Raw genomic sequence first — 20,356 nt, 5'->3', positions numbered from 1 at the left:
GGTAGGACCTCTATGATGAGTCTTTTCGCGGTGCTGATTGACGGCACCATCTATGCCTCGTGGCTGTTTTTGGTCGCGGCAGGGTTGACGGTGATCTACGGGGTCATGCGGATCCTGAATATGGCCCATGGCAGTTTCTATGCCATTGGCGCTTACACCGCAGCTTCGCTGGTGGGCTGGTATTTCAATAACGGTATTGGCCCGGTCTGGGCCGGTTACCTACTGATGCTTGGCTGTGCCCTGGTGGCAGGGCTGATCGTTGGCCTGATTATCGAGCGCGGGCTGCTCAAGTTTATGTACGGCCGAGACGAAGTGCTGATGGTGATCATCACTTACGCGCTGCTGCTGGTGTTGGAAGACACCATGAAAATAATCTGGGGCGTGAACCCCTATTTTGCCTATCAACCCTATGCCGAAATGGGCCGTAGCGCCTTGGCCGGGCTGAAGGTTTCCAATTACGACCTGATGTTGGTAGGCGTGTCGCTGGTACTTGGACTGGGCTTGTACCTGTGGCTGGAGCGCACCAACCAGGGCAAGGTCCTGCGGGCTGTGATCCACGACCGTGAAGTGGCTATGGCCATGGGTGTCAACGTCAAGCGTATGTTCACCCTGGTCTTTGTGTTGGGCACCATGCTCGGCACCTTGGCCGGTGCCTTGACCGCTCCGGCAATTTCCGTAGCGCCGGGCATCGGCGTGGAAATTATCGTCCTGGCCTTTGCCGTGGTGGTGATCGGTGGCATGGGCAGTATCGAAGGCGCGGCGATAGGCGCCTTGCTAGTAGGGCTGAGCCGTGCGGCGGCGGTGCACTATGCGCCGGAATTCGAACTTTTTGTGATTTACGGCGTCATGGCGCTGGTTCTGGCGGTACGTCCGCAAGGCCTGTTCGGCCGCGTGCTTGCGAGGAAAATCTGATGCGCATGGATAAAACCGAACTGATTCTGCTGGCGGTTGCAGCGTTGCTGGCCGCCGGTGGCTGGATTGCTCCGCAATGGCTGGTGTTTTTGCTGACCATGGCGTTGGCCAAGGCCATGGTAGTGCAAGGCGTGGTGATGCAGATGCGCGCCGGTCTGGTGACCTTTGGCCAGGGCTTGTTCTTCTGCGTTGGCGGCTATGCCGTGGGCATGAGTGGGCATTTCCTAAATATAACCGACCTAGCCGTGTTGCTAGTGATCGGCGTTGGCGTCGCGGTTTTATTGGCGATCATTCTAGGCCTGCTGATGACCCGCTATCGGGAGATTTTCTTCGCCATGCTGTCGTTGGCGTTCTCGATGATCCTCTATGGCGTGCTGGTGAAAAGCTCGGCCTTGGGCAGTACTGACGGCTTCAACGTCAAGGCCTGGACCCTGTTTGGTTGGTCGCCAGCCGCAGGGCAGGGACCGCTGGTTTTGTTCATGATCATCGTTGCCAGTTCGACGGTGCTGGCTGTGTTGCTGCATCGCTATAGCCGCAGCAATGCCGGGATGATGTGTGAAGCAATTCGTGAAAACGAAGTGCGTGTCGAATACCTCGGGCAGTCCCCACGCTGGGTGCTGTACATGAACTACGTATCCGCCGCGGCCGTTTCGGCATTGGGAGGGGGGTTCATGGCCTTGTCCGCCGGGCATATCGACCCGGAAATGGCCTACTGGATCACCTCCGGTGAGTTCGTGTTCATCGCCTTACTCGGCGGCACCGCCCACGTGGCGGCACCCTTTATCGCCGCCATCGTGTTTGCCGTGGTGCGCACTTACGCCATCGAGCTGGTGCCCCATAGCTGGCAGATGATTCTGGGCTTCACTTTGCTGGCGATCATCGTGTTCCTGCCCAAGGGCTTGTGGAGCCTGTTTACCGGTAACGCTAGGAGGGCTAAAGCATGACCTGCATTCTCGAAACCCAAGGTCTGTGCAAGGAGTTCGGCGCCGTCACTGCAGCCAAGGACGTCAATGTGCGGATCAACAAAGGGGAAGTGGTCGGTGTGATCGGCTCCAATGGCGCCGGCAAGACCACTTTCATCAATATGGTCACAGGTTACTTGAAGCCAAGTCGGGGCGAGATCCTGTTCAATAACCAGTCGATCATTGGTCGCACGCCTCGAGCGATTACCCGCTCGGGCATGGCCCGCTCGTTCCAGGTCGCCCAACTGTTTGCGCAATTGAGCGTGCTAGACAACCTGCTGATTGCGGTGGCGGCGGCCGAAAGTCCGTTCCCAGCGCTGCTGGTGCCTATGCGAAGCGCCTCACGGATTGCCCGTGCCGACGCCATTCTTGTCGAGTTCGGCATACCGCAATGGCGTGACACTCTGGTCACTGCGGTGCCGCAAGGGGTGCGCAAACTTATCGACATTGCCATGGCGTTGATTGGTGATCCGCAGATGTTGCTGCTCGACGAGCCCACCAGCGGCGTTAGCGCTGAAGAGAAAACCGCGTTGATGGACACCGTGATGCGCGTCGTTGCCGAGCATCAAGTAACCGTGCTGTTCGTCGAGCATGACATGGACGTGGTACGCCGCTATGTGTCGCGCATTCTCGCGTTTTACAGCGGTGAAGTCCTGGCCGATGGCGCCCCGGAAGAAGTCTTGGCCAATGCGCAGGTGCAGGAGTTTGTCACTGGCGGCGCCAAAGCCCACGACAAGGCGCAAAGGAGTGCTGTGAAATGAGCCTGGAAATTCGCAATCTCAATGTATCGATTGAAGGCATACCGATCCTCAATGACGTGTCGCTGTCCATCGGCCCCGGGCAAATGGTCGGTCTGATCGGCCACAACGGCGCCGGTAAGACCACCTTGATCCGCGCCATCATGGGTTTGTTGCCCGCGGATCGCGGCGAGTTGTTTTTTGGCGGACATGACCTGCGCGCGCAGCCGGTTTTTACCCGCGCCGCAGCGGGTATCAGCTACTTGCCCGAAGACCGTCGCCTGATTCCGTCGCTGACCGTGGAAGAGAACATCATGCTGCCAGTGTGGGCCAACAAACTGGCCGACAGCAAACAGCGTTTGGACTGGGTCTACAGCCTGATTCCAGAGATCGCCCAATTCCGTGACCGCAAGGCGATGCAGTTGTCCGGTGGACAGCAGAAGCTGGTGGCCATGGCCCGGGCACTGATGCCGGGCAACCAACTGTTGATTCTGGACGAACCTTTCGAGGGTGTAGCGCCAGTCCTGTCCCGGCGTTTAAGCGAGGTGATTGCCAAGCTGGGCCAGGAAGGCCTGTGCGTGTTGATCTCCGAATCCGATGACACACATTCTGCCGACCTGGTCGATGCGTTGTTTCGCATCGAGCGCGGCAGCGTGACAGCAGGGTAGGGCAGATGTATGTCGACGTTTAACTTTGAAACCACGCCACGTGTGATCTGTGAGATCGATGGCGCGTTGCGCCTGGGCACCTTATGCCGCGAGCTAAAGGCCGAACGGGTATTGCTGGTCAGCGATCCGGGGTTGTTGCGCGCCGGTTTGCTGGATGCACCCTTGCGAGCCCTGCACGAAGCCGGGGTCGACGCGACACTGTACAGCGATGTGCAGGCCGATCCGCCGTCGGAATCGGTGCAGCACGCGGTGGATGCCGCCCGTAACTGCCGCGCCCAAGCAGTGATCGGCCTGGGCGGTGGCAGCTCCCTGGACACCGCGAAGTTGGTAGCCTTGCTCTGTGGCCGCGAGCAGGCGCTGGAGTCGATCTACGGTATCAACCTGGCCCAAGGCCCGCGTTTGCCATTGATCCAGGTGCCGACCACGGCAGGTACGGGCTCGGAAGTGACTGCGGTAGCGATTGTCACCACTCCCAGCCATGAGAAAAAGGGCGTTGTCAGCCCATTGCTGTATCCGGATATCGCGCTGCTGGATGCCCGACTGACCGTCGGCTTGCCTGCAGCCGTCAGCGCCATGACCGGTATCGATGCCATGGTCCATGCCATCGAGGCCTACACCAGCGTGCACAAGAAGAATGTGCTGTCCGATGACCTGGCAATGCAGGCGTTGCGTCTGCTGGCGGGCAATCTGGATCGGGTCCTGGTGACGCCTGGGGATTTACCGGCCCGCTCCGACATGTTTCTCGGTTCGATGCTAGCAGGCATGGCCTTTGCCAACTCGCCGGTGGCGGCGGTGCATGCCCTGGCTTACCCGTTGGGCGGCCACTTCCATGTGCCCCACGGCTTGAGCAACGCCTTGGTGCTAGTGCCGGTGCTGAACTTCAATCGTCCTGCAGCCGAGGCGCTGTACGCGCAACTGGCGGCGGCGGTGCTGCCAGGGCAGCGCTTTGCCAGCGAGGCGTTGGCCTGTGATGCCTTTATTGAGTTCATGACCCGGTTGGTGGAACGCATGCCGTTTGCCCAGCGGCTACGGGACGTGGGTGTGACTGCCGGCGACCTGGATCGCCTGACCGATGACGCGATGAAGGTCGAACGCCTGCTTATCAATAATCCGCGCCCGGTAACCCGCCAAGATGCCCGCGCCATCTATGCCTCGGTGCTGTAAACAAAAAGGACTGACCGATGAGTTATGAATTCAGAAACGTGCCGCGCATAGTCTGCGAAGCGGGCGCGTTGCACAGCGTGGGCAAGGTGCTCAAGGATCTCGGTGCGCAACGGGTGATGCTGGTGTGCGATCCTGGCATTGTCAGCCTGGGTTTTGCAGTTAAGGCCCAGGCCTCGCTTGAGGTGGCTGGCTGCGCAGTCACAGTGTTCGACCAAGTGGTTCCCGACCCTTCGTCCGCCGTGGTCAAAGAGGCCGCCGAGCAGGCCCGACAATTCAAGGCCGATGGCGTGCTGGGCCTCGGCGGTGGCAGTTCCTTGGACGCCGCCAAACTGGTGGCGTTGCTGATCAACAGCGAACAGCCTTTGGAGGAGTTGTATGGAACCGACAAAGCCCTGGGGCAGCGGGTGCCGCTGGTGTTGGTGCCGACCACGGCAGGCACCGGCTCTGAAGTGACTTGGGTCTCCGTCATCACTGACGAGCAACAGCGCAAGCAAGCGGTGTATTCGTCGCAACTGATGCCGGACGTGGCGGTGCTCGACCCGCAACTGACACTCGGACTGCCGGCCAGGGTCACCGCCGCCACCGGTTTAGATGCCATGGTGCATGCAGTCGAGGCCTACACCAGTCGCACATGCAAGAACCCGATTGCTGATGGCTTGGCCACCGCCGCCTTGGGATTGCTGAGCGCCAACCTGCGCAAAGTATTGGCCAACGGTCAGGACGTGGTGGCGCGTACGGCGATGCTGCAAGGCTCGCTAATGGCGGGCATGGCCTTCGTCAACGCCTCGGTGGCGGCGATTCATGGGTTGGCCTATCCGCTAGGGGCACGCTTTCACATTCCCCACGGCCACGCCAATGCCCTGGTGATGGCGCCGGTACTGCGTTTCAACCTGAGCGCGGCGCAAAGCCAATATGCGGAGCTCGCGACGTACCTGTTGCCGGGCCGCCATTTCGAGCACGAAGCCGAGGCCGCCGAAGCCTTTGTTCAGGCAATTGAAGTGCTGGTGGCCGACAGTGGCCTGGAAACCCGGCTGTCGAAACTGGGAGTGGACGAACCCGCCCTCACGGAAATGGCCAACTCGGTGGTGGTGAACCTGCGTCGCCTGATCGACAGCAATCCCAGGGACATGACCGAGCAGGACGTAGAAGCCCTCTACCGCAGCATCTTCTAACCGACTGACGTGCATCGCCCATTAGCGTGCGGTGCGCCGAAGGGATACGCGCTCTGATTCGACAGTGCGTATCCATTTGTCCCTCCCTTTATTCACCTCGTCTGCCAACGCGGAGGGGAGGGTTTTGTGTGCTTTTTTAACCATGAGTATAAAAATAATGAACTGCTGCAATAAAAACAGCCGCATGTTGGCACCTGTCGTCGGTACCTATGTTTTAGGGCTGGCGCTGGCCGCGTCTGCCTTTCCGGCCGTTGCCGAGGGCTTTCTCGAAAACGCCAAGGCGAACCTTACCTCGCGCAACTTCTACATCAATCGCAACTTTACCAACCCGGCTTACCCGCAGAGCAAGGCCGAGGAGTGGACTCAGAGTTTTATCCTCGACGCCAAGTCCGGCTTCACCCAGGGCACCGTGGGTTTTGGTGTGGACGTGCTGGGGCTGTATGCGCTCAAACTCGATGGTGGTCGCGGTACCGCCAACACCCAGTTGCTGCCAGTGCATGACGATGGCCGTCCAGCCGATGATTTCGGGCGACTGGGCGTGGCGTTGAAGGCTCGGTTGGCAAAAACTGAGCTGAAGGTCGGCGAATGGATGCCGGTACTGCCGATCCTGCGTTCCGATGACGGCCGCGCCCTGCCGCAAACCTTCCGCGGGGGCCAGGTGACTTCCCAGGATATCGACGGTTTGACCCTGTACGGTGGGCAGTTCCGCGGCAACAGTCCACGCAACGACGCGAGCATGGACGATATGTCGATGACCGGGAGGGGCGGGGTTACCTCCGATCGCTTCAACTTTGCCGGGGGCGAGTACAGCTTCAACAGCAAGCAAACCATGATTGGCCTGTGGAATGCCGAGCTCAAGGACATCTACAACCAGCAGTTCATCAACCTGGTGCACAGCCAAACAGTGGGTAGCTGGGTATTGGGCGCCAATCTTGGCTACTTCATCGGCAAGGAGAGCGGCAGCGAGCGGGCAGGGGAGCTGGACAACAAAACCGCCTCCGCCATGTTCTCGGCCAAGTATGGCAGCAGCACCTTTTACCTGGGCTTGCAGAAAGTCAGCGGCGACAACGCCTGGATGCGGGTCAATGGCACCAGCGGCGGCACCCTGGCCAACGACAGCTACAACTCCAGTTACGACAATGCCAAGGAGCGGTCCTGGCAGTTGCGTCACGACTTCAACTTCGTTGGTGTGGGCATTCCCGGGTTGACCCTGATGAACCGCTACATCAGCGGTGAAGACGTACACACCGCGACTGTGAGTGACGGCAAGGAGTGGGGCCGGGAGAGTGAGTTGGCCTATGTGATCCAGAGTGGCAGCCTGAAAAACCTGTCGCTGAAATGGCGCAACAGCACCCTGCGTCGCGATTACAGCAGCCTGGAGTTCGACGAGAACCGTCTGATTATCAACTACCCCTTCTCGGCGCTTTAATACCGCTAAACAGATCGCACGCTACGCCAGCGGCTACAGACTTTTGTAGCCGCCGCTCGTTTGTCATTAAGCGAGCACTTTCATTTCAATGTTTTGTATGTCCTGAGCGGTAAGGACGCAAGGCGCATTTGTCGTGCGCTTCAATAACCACCGTGACTGAAAAGGAAAACATCATGACTACTGCAGTTCCTAGGATGGATGATTTTTTGAAGGACGCTCCTTCTAACTGGGGCAAGTGGGGAGCGGAAGACGAAGTTGGCTCTCTGAATTACCTGACAGCGCAAGAAGTCATGCGCGGGGTTGCGCATATTAAGACGGGAAGCGTGTTTACTTTACAGCGTATGATCGGTGATCCCGCAGGCGATCCGGTTTGGCCAGGCCGTACCCCGGCGGAACGTACTATGGTTCTCGATGAGTCAAGCTGGGACAATGATCATGGCCCATGTTATCCCGGCGGATTGCACTACGCTGATGACAAGATCGACGCGTTCCTGCAAGGCTCCACGCAATATGACGCGCTTGGCCACCTCTGGTACGGCGGGAAAATATGGAACGGCTACGACGCGCGAACAACTGTGGGTGGCCTCGACAAGGCCAGTGTCGCACCTATCGGCGAGCGAGGAGTGGTCGGGCGCGGCGTATTACTGGATATGGCACGGCATCGTGGCAAGCGCATGCTGGATAAAGGTGAGACATTCACTCACATGGATCTTATGGCGTGCGCAGAGGCTCAGGGCCATACGATCGAGCCCCACGATATCCTGATTATCAGGACTAACTTCCTTCAAGCTTTCTATGAGCAGGGCGAGGCGTTTTACGACGGATTCTGCGAGCCAGGCCTTACATATTCGGAGGAGCTTGTTCGATGGTTCCATGACAAGGAAATTCCAAACCTTGTCACCGATACCATCGCCAATGAGGTCACGACAGACCCAGTATCAGGTGTGGCTCTGCCACTACACTGCGCTTTGATGCGTAATCTTGGTATCGCCTTTACGGAGATCTGCGACTTGGAAAAGCTAGCTGAAAGTTGCGCGAAAGACAGGCAGTATACTTTCCTTTATGTGGCAGCCCCGCTGAAAGTACATCGCGCTGCCGGATCACCGGTCAATCCGGTAGTGATCAAGTAGTCGTTTATGCTGGGGCAGGTTTACTCCTGCCTCAGCATATGTGAAAGCCGCCGACTCCTGCCTCAACCTAGTACATTCGCTGGCTCGGTGATAGAAGAATCCATCCGTGGCTGGGTGATCTCTATGGCTCCTTTGTGAGTTTGGCAAGAGTCGAGCCAGGCCACGCGACTTTCATCTAACAACGTTTGCTGCGACCAGCTGGCCGAGTGATTGCTCGAACCCTCGAGCAATTTACCTGGCGATGCAAGTATGTTGCGGCCTACCTCCACCCATGCCTTAGCCGCGAAAGAAAGTTCGCCTTGCCTTCACCATGCGAGTGATACTTTCCAGGTCAGCGATGGTGATCGGATTCCTGCGGTCGTGAAGCTGTTAGCTGTTAGCTGTTAGCTGTTAGCTGTTAGCTGTTAGCTGTTAGCTGTTAGCTGTTAGCTGTTAGCTGTTAGCTGTTGACGCATTTCGACGAAACTCAGCAGGGGGAGGTGCCTGCTCAGGAAGTTGAGCGACTACGCAAAGTGGAGCAGGAGCTTTTGAACGTAGCTTCAGATTGCTGGCCGCGAGTGGTTGGGCCAACACCCCGATACGCTTCATTAGTGGATACCCTGCAGAGGCGGCATTTACCAACACGCATCGGATTTTGCATCGTATTGCCTGTTCACAGGGCTGATGGTGCTCTGTCAACCTTCAAAGAGCGCAGGATTGCGCTGAATCGTTTCCATAAGTGCGTCACCAGTCGTCAAGCCCGACCGGATCATCTCAGCAAATGCCTCCAAGGCAGGCATCGACGTGTTCAATTCCAGGGTATCCCTCATGAACGCTTCCGCGATGGCATCAAGCTCCCCACTCGGCTTCCACTGGCCGCCTAGCTGCTCGAACATATTCAGAACGGCTGCGCCATTGGAGTACTCGTCGATCCCAAATATTTCGCTGAAGACCATGCCCAGCGTGCCTGAGATGTGCGCTTGCTGCCGATTCCAGTTGTTTCGCAATTCCCCCTGCTGTTCGGCGATCTCAAGCTGCTTGCGAATCTTTCCAGGAATGGTGGCAGTGGCTCGTCGATCACTGTAGTAAGCCCGTGTTGACAGCGCCGCCGCATCCCGGGCCACCTTCCACATGATGAACCACATCTGGGCCACGCTGTGTGTGCGCAGACCGTGACGGATGGTGTCCTGGATCTTCGTAAGATCCTCAGGTTCGATCTCTCGGTTATGAAGATCGCACTGATCGATCAGGTACCAGGTGACATCGTCACACGCATAAGCGAGCCAAAGGTTGCTCAGCGCCTCGGAATTGGTGAACTGACGATCCATCATCAGTGTTGGCGCTGATTGAAAACTGACCCACCCTGCCGATTGAAAATTGACCCAGGGCGGATTGCTGATTGTTGCATCAGCAATTGCGGATAAGCTTAGCAGCAGTGTCCCGCTGACAGAGGCACTAAGCCCCACCGCATGCAGGCATGCGGCAGGGTATTGCCAAACCCTCAAGGTACACCCCAGCGGCTACTACGCCTGGCTGGCCGAGTCTCAATCTGCCCGAGCAAAAGAAGATCAACGTCTGCTTGGCTTGATCAAACACGCTTGGCTAGAAAGCGGAGGTGTATACGGCTATCGCAAAATTCACGATGACCTACGAGAACTGGGAGAGGCATGCGGGCAAAATCGAGTCGGACGCTTGATGCAAGGGGAGGGGCTGCGTTCGCAAACGGGCTATCGGTGGCGTCCAGGGTTTTACGGTGGAAAACCAGCAGTGGCCTCGCCCAACCACCTCGCGCGGCAGTCCAAGGTCAGTGAGCCGAACAAGGTCTGGGTGGCAGACATCACTTACATCCGCACCTATGAAGGATGGCTGTACCTGGCGGTAGTGCTGGATCTGTTTTCCTGTCAAGTGATTGGCTGGTCAATGAAGCCCAGGATGTTCGGCGACCTGGCGATCGACGCATTGCTGATGGCCGTGTGGCGCCGCAAGCCACAGCAGCAAGTGATGATTCACTCAGACCAAGGCCGCCCAATTCAGTAGCTCAGATTGGCAAAGCTTCCTGAAGGCCAACAATCTGATCAGCAGCATGAGCCGGCGAGGAAACTGCCATGACAATGCCGTTGCCGAGAGCTTTTTCCAGCTTTTGAAGCGGGAGCGAATCCGACGAAAGATCTACACATCGCGTGAAGAAGCCCGAAGTTATATTTTCGATTACATCGAGATGTTCTATAACCCTAAACGCCGACACAGCAGTGCTATGCAGCTATCTCCTGTAGAGTATGAGAAACGCTATTTCCTGAGCCTGGAGAGTGTCTAGGAAACCATGGGCGATTCACCTTTGATTTCAAAAGCTCGCAAGCCCGATGCGAGTCTCGTTTCCCGCTCCTATTTTGTTGCTGATTAGATTTCAGCCGTTAGATCTCGAAGGATAGTTTCAAGACGCGCTCCCAGTTTGCTCCATGCCTCATTTTTTTCCTTAGCATAGTCATAATGCAGGTAATGCCGACGTACCTTTGAGCCTCCCAGCAAGTGATTCTGACAGCGATCAATGATTTCCAGTGTCACTCCCAGCTCCTGCATCATGGTCGCTCCTGTGCGACGCAAATCATGCGGAGTCCATTCGCCCTTGTTACCTTGGTTTAGAACCAGTGAGTCGTCGTGATGACGCCTAGATAGAGGCTTGCTGCGGTTCTTGAAGCAGCTCTGCCGGTCACCTATCAGCTTGCTGACTGTCTTAGTATCCACATGACTGCCTTCATCCTTGCTTGGAAAGCAGAAGGGGGTGTGACCGGTTTCTTTTCTCAGCCGCTTGAACTGGTTCAATGCGAATGTTGAAAGGAATACATGGTGATCCTGCCGTTTACCCTTATGCCCTTTAGTGGCTTCTGCTGGGACGAACCAGGTGCCTTTTTCCAGATCTACATGTCGCCATTCGGATTTTAGAAGTTCGCCAATGCGACAAAGCGTGCTGAGGCAGATCCAGACTGCGCATTGCACGCGGAGGTTCACAGGGCGGATGCCGGAATATTTTTGGCCAGCGGGCAGCGCAGCATAATCTCGCGCTAGGCGGTTGAAAATCTGCTGCAGCTCTTGGATTTCGCCGCTGGATAAAAGTCGATCGCGCTGCTCCTGATAGTCATGATCGAGGAGTTTGTTGACGTCAACGAGGTCGGCGGGGTTGCCGTCGACCATCAAGGTGCGCCACGGTTTACGTTTCTCGGCCCATCGCAGCATCTGACCTATGTCCTTGCTGCGGATAACTACGGTACGGTTTAGGCCGCGAGCCTTGATCGAGCGCAGGATAGTGAGCAGGTCTTTTTCGGTTATGGTTCGCAATGGTTTGTCGCCGATAGCTGGTAGCACGTCTTTGGAGAAGCTGCGGCGAAGTTCTGCGTTGCCGTCCTGACGAGATACCCCATCGCGCATCCACTCTTCAAAAAGGTCGGTGACAGTTTTGCTCTCTGCAACCCGACGTTCGGCTTCAGCAATGGTTGCGGCGACCGCAGCTTGAGCCTCGATCTTGGCTGCCTTTCGGGCGGCGGCGGGTTCAATGCCTTTAGTAACGCTTGCTCTCACTTCGTCTCGCTCAGCACGAATTTGCGCTAGCGTTTTTTTTGGCCAACTGCCCAGGCGGTGATCACGTTTGGCTCCCCCCATTTTGAACTCATAACGGAACAGTGCTGTAACGCCGCGTACACCAGCACGAACTTTGGCGGTCAGCCCGCCTTCTTCGCGAAGCGTTTTGCCATCGTCGGCGGGGGTGAGTGCTTCTAGTTGCTTCGCTGTGATCTTCGCCAATGTCTACTCCTGGCCAAGGTCGCTCACCTTGGGATTTTGCCCCACTTTTGCCCCACCGAATCGCTTGGCTAGAGGTGGACGCTGGTGGATCGGAATAGATCATAATATAGCCTGTAAGCCCCGTATTTACTAGCTTATAGGTATTCCTTAGTGGGCTATGCTATTCCATGGAAATACACTTAATAAGCGCATGGGGTGCAAGGGGTCGAGTGTTCGAATCACTCCGTCCCGACCATTATTTAGAACGACTAAGCCACCTTCGGGTGGCTTTGTTGTTTCTGCGGTCAGGGACTTTTGGAGGGGCTTGGCCTTTCTTTTCATCCTGATCTTCTCTTCAGAATCGTCAGTATTGCTCCTCCCAAATCAGTGGCAGATACCAATTTTTCCGTCTCGATCAGCTGGCCTAGCTTGTCGCTAGAGTAATGACTGATGATGCTTCCGTTCTTGTGTCCTAGCAGTGCCGCGGTCTTCCTCGGTTACTCCGTGTGCTTCAGATCGTGAAGCGTGATGGAGGCGTGCCCAGGCCAGCAGGGCGTAGGTTTTTCTCCTACGAGAGTTTCGCTCTGATGAGCTTTGATGAAAGGCTCAAGCGCCTGGTCATCAATGTGTGTCGACGTGCCGGGGTAATTTGAAACAAATCGGTATCTATCTGTTTTTACCAGTTAATAATTTATTGGTCGACTTGCTTGGAATACCAGTTGGAACGCAGTGCGTTCTGGATTCCGATGGACGGTGCTTTTGTGAACCTCCCCCAAAAGCGAATTGGGTCCAAATCTATCAAGCAAATGGTCGTACTGTTGATTGTCGCCCCTGCGCGTACGATGTCCCCACTCGCACGTACAGGAGCTCCTGACAACGATGCCGTCAATGATTACCGCGCTGGCTCAGCCGACTCTCGAAGTATTGCGCAGTCTCTTCGTCAGTGCAGTACAGGTAGCAACCCTTCATCCCGCGTGTCATCAGGGTCCGGTACGTATTTTTGATGATCAGGTCTGTTTCTCTATTCGCGAGGGTGGGTTGCTCTTTCATCATTTTTTTCCAGCCGCGAATCGATTTATCGTGCTTGTCGCGCTCATCTGGGGATGTCACGACCTTACCGTCACGTACGACCAGGTCTGGCCCGATGATCACCCCGACGTAGTCGACTTCCAAACCTTGGCAGGTATGAATGCAGCCAACCTGCTCAATGGAGTTCTCAGCGATGATCCATAGGCTGCCATCCTGATCCAGGTTCCATTGGCGTTTGTAGTCACCAATCACGATATCAGCAGCGGTGGGGTCTTTCTTGCTCAGCCAAGGCCAGCAATAGCCCGCGACCACACGAGCTTTGTTCCCGTGGTTTTTCTCGTTGATTGCGTCATGCATCGCCTGAGGTGAGTCGAACACCTTGAACTCGTACTCTTGGGTCTCAAGCGTCGGATTTGCCGTCGAGCGAATGCCTAGCGTGTCATCCAACCATGCAAGGTAACCGTCAGAACCACTGCAGCGAAACTGCGAAGACAGCACGTGTTCTTCAATCACAGCACCCTTGGCTTTCGCATAGGCGCGAATCGCCTGCTTGCTGCCGATATCGCTCAAGGTTACACGCTGGTCCTCATCGATGAAGAAAATGGAGCATTTCGCTGAGTCAATCAGCTCCTTGATCTGGTTCTCCCCAAGGTTTCCATAAAGCCCGCTTTTCTCATTCAGTCGGTGAGCTTCGTCCACGATGAGCGCATCGAATGTGTTGGGCTCAGTGTCGATGAATGCCCCAGAGCCTGAGAAGAAATTCGAGAAATGGCTGCGCTTGATGGTGCCAACCAGTTTGCTTTCGTAGACCTTGCGAGGGGCGGCATTCTTGGAGACGTATTTGCTCATCAGCTTCAATTCGGTGAGCTTAACCAGCAGATTGATAGCCAGAACAGTTTTTCCGGTGCCCGGTCCACCTTCGATGATCATCACCTTGGGTGCTTGGTCCGAGGCCTCGCTTGCCGCCGCGAGCGCCGACTCAAAAATTGCTTTCTGATCGTCAATCAATACGAACTCGGGTTTGCCTTTCATCAACCCCGCGAGGGCTTCGGCTAGCGCCTTGGATGGGCGAATTTTTCCTTCGGACAGCTCGTAAAGCACCTCTTTGTTGTCGCCATGACTTATATGCTTTTTTAGAAAGGTTCTGAGTTTACTGAGCTCTTCTGGGCCTTTCAGAAACAGCGGAGCCTTGCTGATGTGGGGCTCATAGTGGGCTGAATCTATGACCCCGTCGCTGACGTAGTTATGGAGGTAGGCACACGGACGGATTTCGATGCTTTTGTCATACACCGCCTCGTTGAAGCCTTCCAGCAGCGCTGCATAAGACCACACCTGATAGGACGGGTGAATGGTCTCAATGAGGCCGCCACCCAATGCCGTTTTGACGATGGCGTCTTTGGTGGTGGCGTTGGCCTTGCTCCATTGCTTCAACTCAATCAATACGGCTTTTTTTGCCTGGTTTTCGTCGCGACCGGTGAGTAGAAAGTCGATTCGCTTCGACGACTGCGGAATGTGCAATTCAATGGCCAGGCCTGCATCGCTCGGCAGGCCTTCATCTCTAAGGACCTTGGCCATGTACGTTAGAGATCCTTGCCAAGACCTGATTTCCGATGTGCCAACATTCTTTCCAGTAGCTTCCTTGTAATGCCTGAGGATCACCTCCTCAATGTCATCGTTATCGTTGTCTTTAAGAAATTGCTGTTTGGTCGCAGCGTAAACGATCACGGGTTGTCCTTAGGTGCGTGTTGGTCAGAGTCGGTCGTACTTTTTGCTGTTGCTTCTGGCTTTATCCACGGGGTACTTCTGGCCATTCGAGGCGAGTTTTTGTGTCACGGCCTCGTTGAGGTCAATGCCGAGTACGCTGCCCAGACGAACCAGGTACATCAATACGTCCGCCAGTTCGTCCTTGACGGCTTGGCCGTTTTCGGGATCTGTTGCGGCGGAGATAGAGTCGGCATCGCTCATCCATTGGAAAATCTCGCACAGCTCTCCTACCTCGCCCGTGAGAGCCAGGATGAGATTTTTGGGGGAGTGGAACTGCAGCCAGTCGCGATCATCTGCGAACCGCTGGAGCGATGCGGCAAGCTTTCCTACGTCAATCAGGGGGGCGGATGAGTCGTCTGAGTCAATCACGGTGGGCGATCTCTTGGTCAGCGGTTGGGATACTGTTTAGGAAATCCGAATCTGGATTGTAAAAGTTTTTGTTGCTTTCCGAGTATTTTTTGAGTTTTTACCCGTCAGCTACCGATAGGATTGATTACCCACGCTCACTACATACACTCCGCGTGACAGTCGTCTGAATGGTGGACGCTTGGTGCAGTAAGACTTTTCAGCAGCTTTCTGCTGGGGACCGTATGTGAGTGAATATTCCGCAGCAGGGTTATGCGGGGGGTGGCCGTGTTCTCGGAGGGGCAGCACCTGCAAATAGACGTATAGTGATGGAAGATCGTCAGGAGCGTCCAGTTCTGGAGGTGGCACCCCGTGCTAGCTACTAAGCAACCACTGATCAGTGGATGGTTCCGCCACCAATGCCGTAGGCTCTCATTTGATAGTCAGTTACAGCCTGAAACAAAGACTCTGCGACCTGACGTAAATTTTCCACTTCGATTGCAGGTGCCCCAGCATCCATCGCCTCGTGATACCGGCGCATTGCCTCGACTGCCTCAGCATAGGCAGGATGATCGGGCAGTAAAATTTCGGGAGGTTTTGCCATCAATGCTCCGGAGTCAGTGAGTAGAGACGGGTGGCGTGGAGGCTGAAGGCCTCGCGGGTACGTTAAGACCACGGGGGGCACACCTATCCAGGCTTAGGAGCCGAGGCATCCGCCTACTCCCTTTCTATCAACATCCTAAAATGCAGACACAGTAGCTCTCCTGGTCAGAATCGCAGAATGCTGGCTAATTGTCCTCTCGGCTATTAAAATTCTGCACCTAGCGCGCGGCTACGGCGAAAGCAGCTGCGATAGGCAGGATTATGTACGCCATGAACGACGCATAAGGAAGCATTAGGCAGAATGTGGAAAAATAATAACTGGCATACTTATGACGAAGCAAGCGACACCGCGATCATATTTGTTCATGGTTTTTTTTCAAACTCTCATAGTTGCTGGACTAACAAAAAAGCAAAAACATTCTGGCCAGATCTAGTAGTCGAAGATCTGAGAATTCCTCGTGTGTCGATCTACTTGGGTGGATATTATACTAATGTTGATTCGGGGCTCTTGGGCGTCCGCGAGTGCTCCGATCAATTGTTCGATGCCTTGCGTCGAAGAAGCCAAATAGGAGATGCGTCCCCAATCACCTTCCCAAAATTGATCTTTGTGTGCCACAGTTTGGGTGGGATCGTTGTAAGATACATGCTGGAATCCTATAGAGAGCATTTTACAAGCCACAAAATCGGCGTAGCTCTGATGGCGTCACCTTCAATTGGCTCAGATTACGCTGACACATTTGCGAAGATTGCAAGTTTTTACAAAAATAGGGTTGGTAAGCAGTTGCGCATGAATAGCGAGCTGTTAGCTGATTTAGATGGTCGCTTCAAAGTGTTTGTTGAAAGTCGCGAACACGGAACTTTTATGGGAGTGGAGGCGGTCGAGCACGTAGGATTTTTACACCTGCGCTGGCTACCTGGATTCAAGCCGATAGTCCTGGAACAGTCGGCATCGAGATATTTCTCAGGACGACGAATTGTCCCTGATACAAATCACTCGACGATTGTAAAGCCTGGCGACTTAGATCATGGCGGCCATTCGATATTGGTCGATTTTCTGAATAACAAATTCTTCCCTGCAGTTGGCGAGCCGGTCATAACGGAGAAGAAAATTCCTCCCATTAAAAGCGAAAACCACAGTTTTAAATTGACCGTCGGGCAGGGGCCGCTGTTTGATATTTATGATGAAACTTGTGAGCCGTACTATCTTGAGCGAAAAATTGATAAACAGATTGCGGTGGAATTTAGTCTAAACAGTTTCTGGCTGTATGGGGCCTCAGGAACAGGAAAAACTTCAATAGTTAAAAGGCTGCTGGGCGGTGCAGGGGCGAAAGCAGTTGAGATGTGTTTTTCACAATGTACGAATAGCGACTATCGACAGGCTTTTATTGCTGAAATGATAGAAACGTTGCACCTTAGTGATAAAGATGCAGAATCAATGCCGGATCGCACCTTTAATAATTTAAAGCGAATAATATTGGATGGGGTTGGGGCGAATAAATTCCTCTTTATCTATATTGATGAGGTTCCCAGTACTGGCGATCAAGACGGCGCTGAGAAACACCTGTTGCTTCTTATTGAAGAACTACTCACTGCAGTAAAACAGTTGGCAAAGACGAACGCATTTCGTTTAGTCGTTTCTTCTCTGAAAAAACCGAACCTTGACTCGAGCCAGAATCTTTCTAAGCTCAGTGGTTATATGCGATTTATTGAATGCGAAAGGTGGGCGGAAGATGAGCTTGCGGCTTTGATAGATCTAATCACCGATAACTTAGATATGGTCGGGAGTGATGATCTTCCAGATAACTTGATATCTAGTTCTCATGGTTCTCCTCGCTTCATTAAAACGTTTTTGAAATCCAAGATTTCGTACCCTGATAAGAGTGACGCCGAGCTCATTAGTATTTCGTCTCAGGGCTTCCAATTCTAAGGTAGAGAATATGGTTACAAAAAAGATCAAGCCGTATGCTATAGTCCCTCCAGACTTGTATGTTGAGAGGCAAGCAGACATACAGCTGCGCCAGATTATCGAGGATATGGGACGTCCGGGCTACGTTTTAGTATCGCGACAGATGGGTAAAACAAACCTATTGCTGAATGCGAAGAGGGAGATTGACTCTCAAGATGATTTGTTTTCATACCTCGATGTATCGAATTGCTTCTCGGATCTCAGATCATTCTTCAGGAATATAATTGATACTACGATTTTAGCTAGAGATCAACTTTCTGAGGTTTTGCTTGAGGATCTTGCTAGGACGCGTTCTAGTACAGTAAATTTACAGGCGCATAAAGAGCATGAGCTCGAGCTAAAGAAAATACTCGATATACTTCCTGGGAAGCTTGTTATTTGTCTTGACGAAATTGATGCTCTGACGAACGTTGATTACTCTGATAATGTCTTTTCATTGATTAGGAGTATCTACTTTTTTGGCAGGACCCAATTCGCCCAATTCAAAAGATTAACTTACGTACTTTCTGGCGTGGCTGATCCAGCTGAGCTGATTAAAAATAAAGCAATCTCGCCATTCAATATCGGCGAGAAAATTTACCTTGAAGACTTTACGTTCTCTGAAACGAAAAGATTTCTTGAGCAATGTTCCTTGGTGTTGCCTGAGGAAGCCGTCGAAAGAATTTATCACTGGACTTCGGGGAATCCTCGAGTAACGTGGGATGTGTGCTCGGCTGCGGAAACTGAGCTGTCCCAAACTTTGATGCTTGACGAAAATTCGATAGACAAAATTGTCAACACACTATATTTGACTAATTTTGATTTGCCACCATTTGACCACATACGCACCAGAGTTCAGAGTGATAAAGAACTGCGAAATTCGGTTATGGCAATCCATTATAGAAAAACAAAATCGCTTTCAGATAAAGTAAAGGATAAGCTTTATTTGGCCGGGATAAGTACTCCCAAGACGGAAAGCGGCGAGATATCGTTCAAAAATAAAATAATGTCCGAGTCGTTGTCCGAGAAATGGGTGTCAGATATTGAAGGTGAGTTGTTAACAATTGACGAACGCGCCAATGAGAAAATTAAGCTCAAACGCTACGATGAGGCACTCGCCTTATATCGTGAGTCCCTTGCCCAGCATGTAGATCCTGAAAGCTGCTTGGCTGCTCGACTAAATATTGGGTTTTGTCTCATTCAGCTTGGTGATATAGAGTCAGCTATTGTTGAGTACGAGAGTTGCGATACTAATAGTATCGATGACAGATCCCTGCTTAATGCTAAGCTCCACTGGTCAGGTGTCTGTTATATGTTTTCACGCCGTCTAGATGATGCGGCGGCCCAGTTTCGCGCATTGATTGATGGTGCCTCGGGTAACAAAAAGGGTGTTTTCTTCCCAGAAGCTTGCGTTAACCTGGCTAGTGTATTGTTAGCTCAAGCTGATGCGGGAGGCTCTAGTAAAGCTATGCCTGAGGAGATCGAATATCTCCTATTGAACGCAATCGATCATGTTAAGACGGTCACCTCAAGCAGTTCAGCCACCGAAAATCACATTTTGTACTCGGCATATTATCAGCTCAGTAGATACTGCAGCATCGCTAAAAATGTCGATATGGGAAGAAGCTATTTGGATCAGGCTCTAGAGTTCAGTACCTCTGAAGTTAGAAGTACTTTGCTCTATGAGAGAGCGTCGTATGAAAGTGATCCATCCGAGCAGGTAAAATATTATGAGCTTTGCGCTAGGAATATCATAGATAACAAATTGTCACTCACGGGGAATGATATATCTAATCAGTTGATGTTTGGGCATGCAGAATGTTCACCACTTCTTATGGATTTAATACGTCTTGAGAGGCAGTCAGCTGCTGATGAACTGTACCGATACATCTGCTCTATAGAGTCTAAACAAAATTTCAGTGCTTGGGAAGTAATTACTAGTTGCGTTGTTAGTGGCGCATCTGGCAGCGATGTATCCAAACTGCCAGCCTTGACCAGACTTGCATTGAGGTATAAAAGCGCACCAGTCGAGGATCTGCGACAAATACTCACGCTTAGCATATTGGTAACCCCGTCTACTGACTTTGATCAGAACAAAGTTTTATATGATGCCTATCTCTCGCTGTTTAATAAGCTTGAAAGTCCTGCACTGCTTGAGGGCGATTTCAGGATAATTCACGACATCTTCAGTCAATACTTTGTTAGGGGTGAGTACGAGCGTTGTGAAGAGATTATTTCTGCAATGGAGATTCTTTTTGAACAATCTGTCAAGCAGGGGGCGCTTTCTGATCAAGTTATTAATTCTGGAGCGTTAATTCTGCTGCTACTTAGGCTGAGGTTAAATACATCGAGAGGAGATTCAGACTCTCTGCCTAGTCAGTTGATGCCATATTTAGAAAATATAAAAAGTGCGGATAGTTTTTCTTTGTTACATTTTCCGAGTGATTACTCTGAATCATTATCACAAGCTTTCAGAAAGATGGTGCATCCCGATTTCTTTGATCAAGATGCGGTAGGTATTGGTCAGAATGTGATAGTGACCGTCCAGTACAATTCCGGAAAAGTTAAGCAGGGGAAGTTTAAAAAATTCAAGCTGGATATAAGTAAAAATCTGTGTCGGCTAATTTGAATTGCTCAATATGAAGCTTGCTGCGGCGACGTGGTAAGCTTATGAGCTTAATTGTCAGGAAATTCCCTGCTGCGCCAAATTCAAAAAACTAATAGAAGGGTTTAGTGATGGCTA

General features: G+C 53.1%; 15 protein-coding genes and 2 pseudogenes. 11 read left to right on the top strand and 6 right to left on the bottom strand.

Translation table 11 applies throughout. The features are described from left to right. Window positions 1-12: 12 nt before the first annotated feature. The 8 genes from C6382_RS00340 (at window position 13) to C6382_RS00305 (ending at window position 8,174) form a co-directional block, all read left to right on the top strand. A complete protein-coding gene (locus tag C6382_RS00340; protein WP_107022598.1) occupies window positions 13-912 on the top strand; it encodes a branched-chain amino acid ABC transporter permease in 900 nt (299 codons plus the stop codon). Further along, window positions 912-1,856, top strand: a complete 945-nt coding sequence (locus C6382_RS00335; protein WP_107022597.1) for a branched-chain amino acid ABC transporter permease — start codon at window positions 912-914, stop codon at window positions 1,854-1,856. Before C6382_RS00340 ends, C6382_RS00335 begins: the two co-directional genes overlap by 1 nt. Continuing rightward, on the top strand, window positions 1,853-2,635 hold the full coding sequence (locus tag C6382_RS00330; protein ID WP_107022596.1) for an ABC transporter ATP-binding protein: 783 nt from the start codon (window positions 1,853-1,855) through the stop codon (window positions 2,633-2,635). Before C6382_RS00335 ends, C6382_RS00330 begins: the two co-directional genes overlap by 4 nt. Beyond that, window positions 2,632-3,279 (top strand): ATP-binding cassette domain-containing protein, encoded by a 648-nt coding sequence (locus C6382_RS00325; RefSeq protein WP_107022595.1) that lies wholly within the window; start codon window positions 2,632-2,634, stop codon window positions 3,277-3,279. Before C6382_RS00330 ends, C6382_RS00325 begins: the two co-directional genes overlap by 4 nt. A 9-nt stretch (window positions 3,280-3,288) precedes the next feature. Beyond that, the gene (locus C6382_RS00320; RefSeq protein ID WP_107022594.1) at window positions 3,289-4,443 is read left to right on the top strand and encodes an iron-containing alcohol dehydrogenase; all 1,155 of its coding nucleotides are present in this window, start codon (window positions 3,289-3,291) and stop codon (window positions 4,441-4,443) included. Between the two features lie 17 nt (window positions 4,444-4,460). Further along, a complete protein-coding gene (locus C6382_RS00315; RefSeq protein WP_107022593.1) occupies window positions 4,461-5,615 on the top strand; it encodes an iron-containing alcohol dehydrogenase in 1,155 nt (384 codons plus the stop codon). A 184-nt stretch (window positions 5,616-5,799) separates the two neighbouring features. Continuing rightward, window positions 5,800-7,044 (top strand): OprD family porin, encoded by a 1,245-nt coding sequence (locus C6382_RS00310; RefSeq protein ID WP_107023001.1) that lies wholly within the window; start codon window positions 5,800-5,802, stop codon window positions 7,042-7,044. A gap of 173 nt (window positions 7,045-7,217) precedes the next feature. Then, window positions 7,218-8,174, top strand: coding sequence for a cyclase family protein (locus C6382_RS00305; RefSeq protein WP_107022592.1), 957 nt, complete (start codon window positions 7,218-7,220; stop codon window positions 8,172-8,174). Window positions 8,175-8,848: 674 nt separating this feature from the next. Here C6382_RS00305 and C6382_RS00300 read toward each other — a convergent pair. Continuing rightward, window positions 8,849-9,658, bottom strand: a complete 810-nt coding sequence (locus C6382_RS00300) for a hypothetical protein (RefSeq protein WP_178082719.1) — start codon at window positions 9,656-9,658, stop codon at window positions 8,849-8,851. Here C6382_RS00300 and C6382_RS00295 point away from each other — a divergent pair. Next, window positions 9,645-10,467, top strand: a pseudogene (locus C6382_RS00295) (IS3 family transposase); the annotation flags it as partial. The gene C6382_RS00300 and the pseudogene C6382_RS00295 sit on opposite strands and share 14 nt — an antisense overlap. A gap of 83 nt (window positions 10,468-10,550) precedes the next feature. Here the strand turns inward: C6382_RS00295 and C6382_RS00290 are convergent. The 5 genes and pseudogenes from C6382_RS00290 to C6382_RS00270 all read right to left on the bottom strand — a co-directional run bounded on the left by C6382_RS00290 (window position 10,551) and on the right by C6382_RS00270 (window position 15,669). Then, window positions 10,551-11,948, bottom strand: coding sequence for a site-specific integrase (locus C6382_RS00290; RefSeq protein WP_107022590.1), 1,398 nt, complete (start codon window positions 11,946-11,948; stop codon window positions 10,551-10,553). Between the two features lie 317 nt (window positions 11,949-12,265). After that, window positions 12,266-12,481 (bottom strand): annotated as a pseudogene (locus C6382_RS24220) (site-specific integrase); the annotation flags it as partial. 331 nt (window positions 12,482-12,812) lie between these two features. Next, window positions 12,813-14,681 carry a DUF2075 domain-containing protein gene (locus C6382_RS00280; protein WP_107022589.1) on the bottom strand — a complete coding sequence of 623 codons (1,869 nt, stop codon included), beginning with the start codon at window positions 14,679-14,681 and terminating at the stop codon, window positions 12,813-12,815. A gap of 24 nt (window positions 14,682-14,705) precedes the next feature. Continuing rightward, the gene (locus C6382_RS00275) at window positions 14,706-15,089 is read right to left on the bottom strand and encodes a nucleotide pyrophosphohydrolase (protein ID WP_107022588.1); all 384 of its coding nucleotides are present in this window, start codon (window positions 15,087-15,089) and stop codon (window positions 14,706-14,708) included. Between the two features lie 373 nt (window positions 15,090-15,462). Beyond that, window positions 15,463-15,669: a hypothetical protein gene (locus C6382_RS00270; protein ID WP_107022587.1), complete on the bottom strand. Its 207-nt coding sequence runs from the start codon at window positions 15,667-15,669 to the stop codon at window positions 15,463-15,465. Window positions 15,670-15,969: 300 nt separating this feature from the next. On the opposite strand from C6382_RS00270, the gene C6382_RS00265 reads away from it, so the two are divergent. Beyond that, the gene (locus tag C6382_RS00265; RefSeq protein WP_107022586.1) at window positions 15,970-17,595 is read left to right on the top strand and encodes an AAA family ATPase; all 1,626 of its coding nucleotides are present in this window, start codon (window positions 15,970-15,972) and stop codon (window positions 17,593-17,595) included. A gap of 10 nt (window positions 17,596-17,605) precedes the next feature. Then, window positions 17,606-20,242, top strand: a complete 2,637-nt coding sequence (locus C6382_RS00260) for an AAA-like domain-containing protein (protein WP_107022585.1) — start codon at window positions 17,606-17,608, stop codon at window positions 20,240-20,242. Window positions 20,243-20,356 lie beyond the last annotated feature (114 nt).

Origin of the sequence: Pseudomonas sp. BBP2017 (genome assembly GCF_003024385.1) — a bacterium.
In the GTDB taxonomy this organism is placed as follows: domain Bacteria; phylum Pseudomonadota; class Gammaproteobacteria; order Pseudomonadales; family Pseudomonadaceae; genus Aquipseudomonas.
The sequence above is the reverse complement of the archived record's forward strand: the minus strand, read 5'-3'. Positions and strand labels throughout refer to the sequence as shown.

Excerpts from the sequence above, each read along its gene's own strand:
- C6382_RS00320 (WP_107022594.1), top strand. The coding sequence starts at position 3,289 with ATGTCGACGTTTAACTTTGAAACCACGCCACGTGTGATCTGTGAGATC.
- C6382_RS00315 (WP_107022593.1), top strand. The coding sequence starts at position 4,461 with ATGAGTTATGAATTCAGAAACGTGCCGCGCATAGTCTGCGAAGCGGGC.
- C6382_RS00335 (WP_107022597.1), top strand. The coding sequence starts at position 912 with ATGCGCATGGATAAAACCGAACTGATTCTGCTGGCGGTTGCAGCGTTG.
- C6382_RS00270 (WP_107022587.1), bottom strand. The coding sequence starts at position 15,669 with ATGGCAAAACCTCCCGAAATTTTACTGCCCGATCATCCTGCCTATGCT.
- C6382_RS00305 (WP_107022592.1), top strand. The coding sequence starts at position 7,218 with ATGACTACTGCAGTTCCTAGGATGGATGATTTTTTGAAGGACGCTCCT.
- C6382_RS00325 (WP_107022595.1), top strand. The coding sequence starts at position 2,632 with ATGAGCCTGGAAATTCGCAATCTCAATGTATCGATTGAAGGCATACCG.
- C6382_RS00330 (WP_107022596.1), top strand. The coding sequence starts at position 1,853 with ATGACCTGCATTCTCGAAACCCAAGGTCTGTGCAAGGAGTTCGGCGCC.
- C6382_RS00265 (WP_107022586.1), top strand. The coding sequence starts at position 15,970 with ATGTGGAAAAATAATAACTGGCATACTTATGACGAAGCAAGCGACACC.
- C6382_RS00340 (WP_107022598.1), top strand. The coding sequence starts at position 13 with ATGATGAGTCTTTTCGCGGTGCTGATTGACGGCACCATCTATGCCTCG.
- C6382_RS00310 (WP_107023001.1), top strand. The coding sequence starts at position 5,800 with ATGTTGGCACCTGTCGTCGGTACCTATGTTTTAGGGCTGGCGCTGGCC.
- C6382_RS00260 (WP_107022585.1), top strand. The coding sequence starts at position 17,606 with ATGGTTACAAAAAAGATCAAGCCGTATGCTATAGTCCCTCCAGACTTG.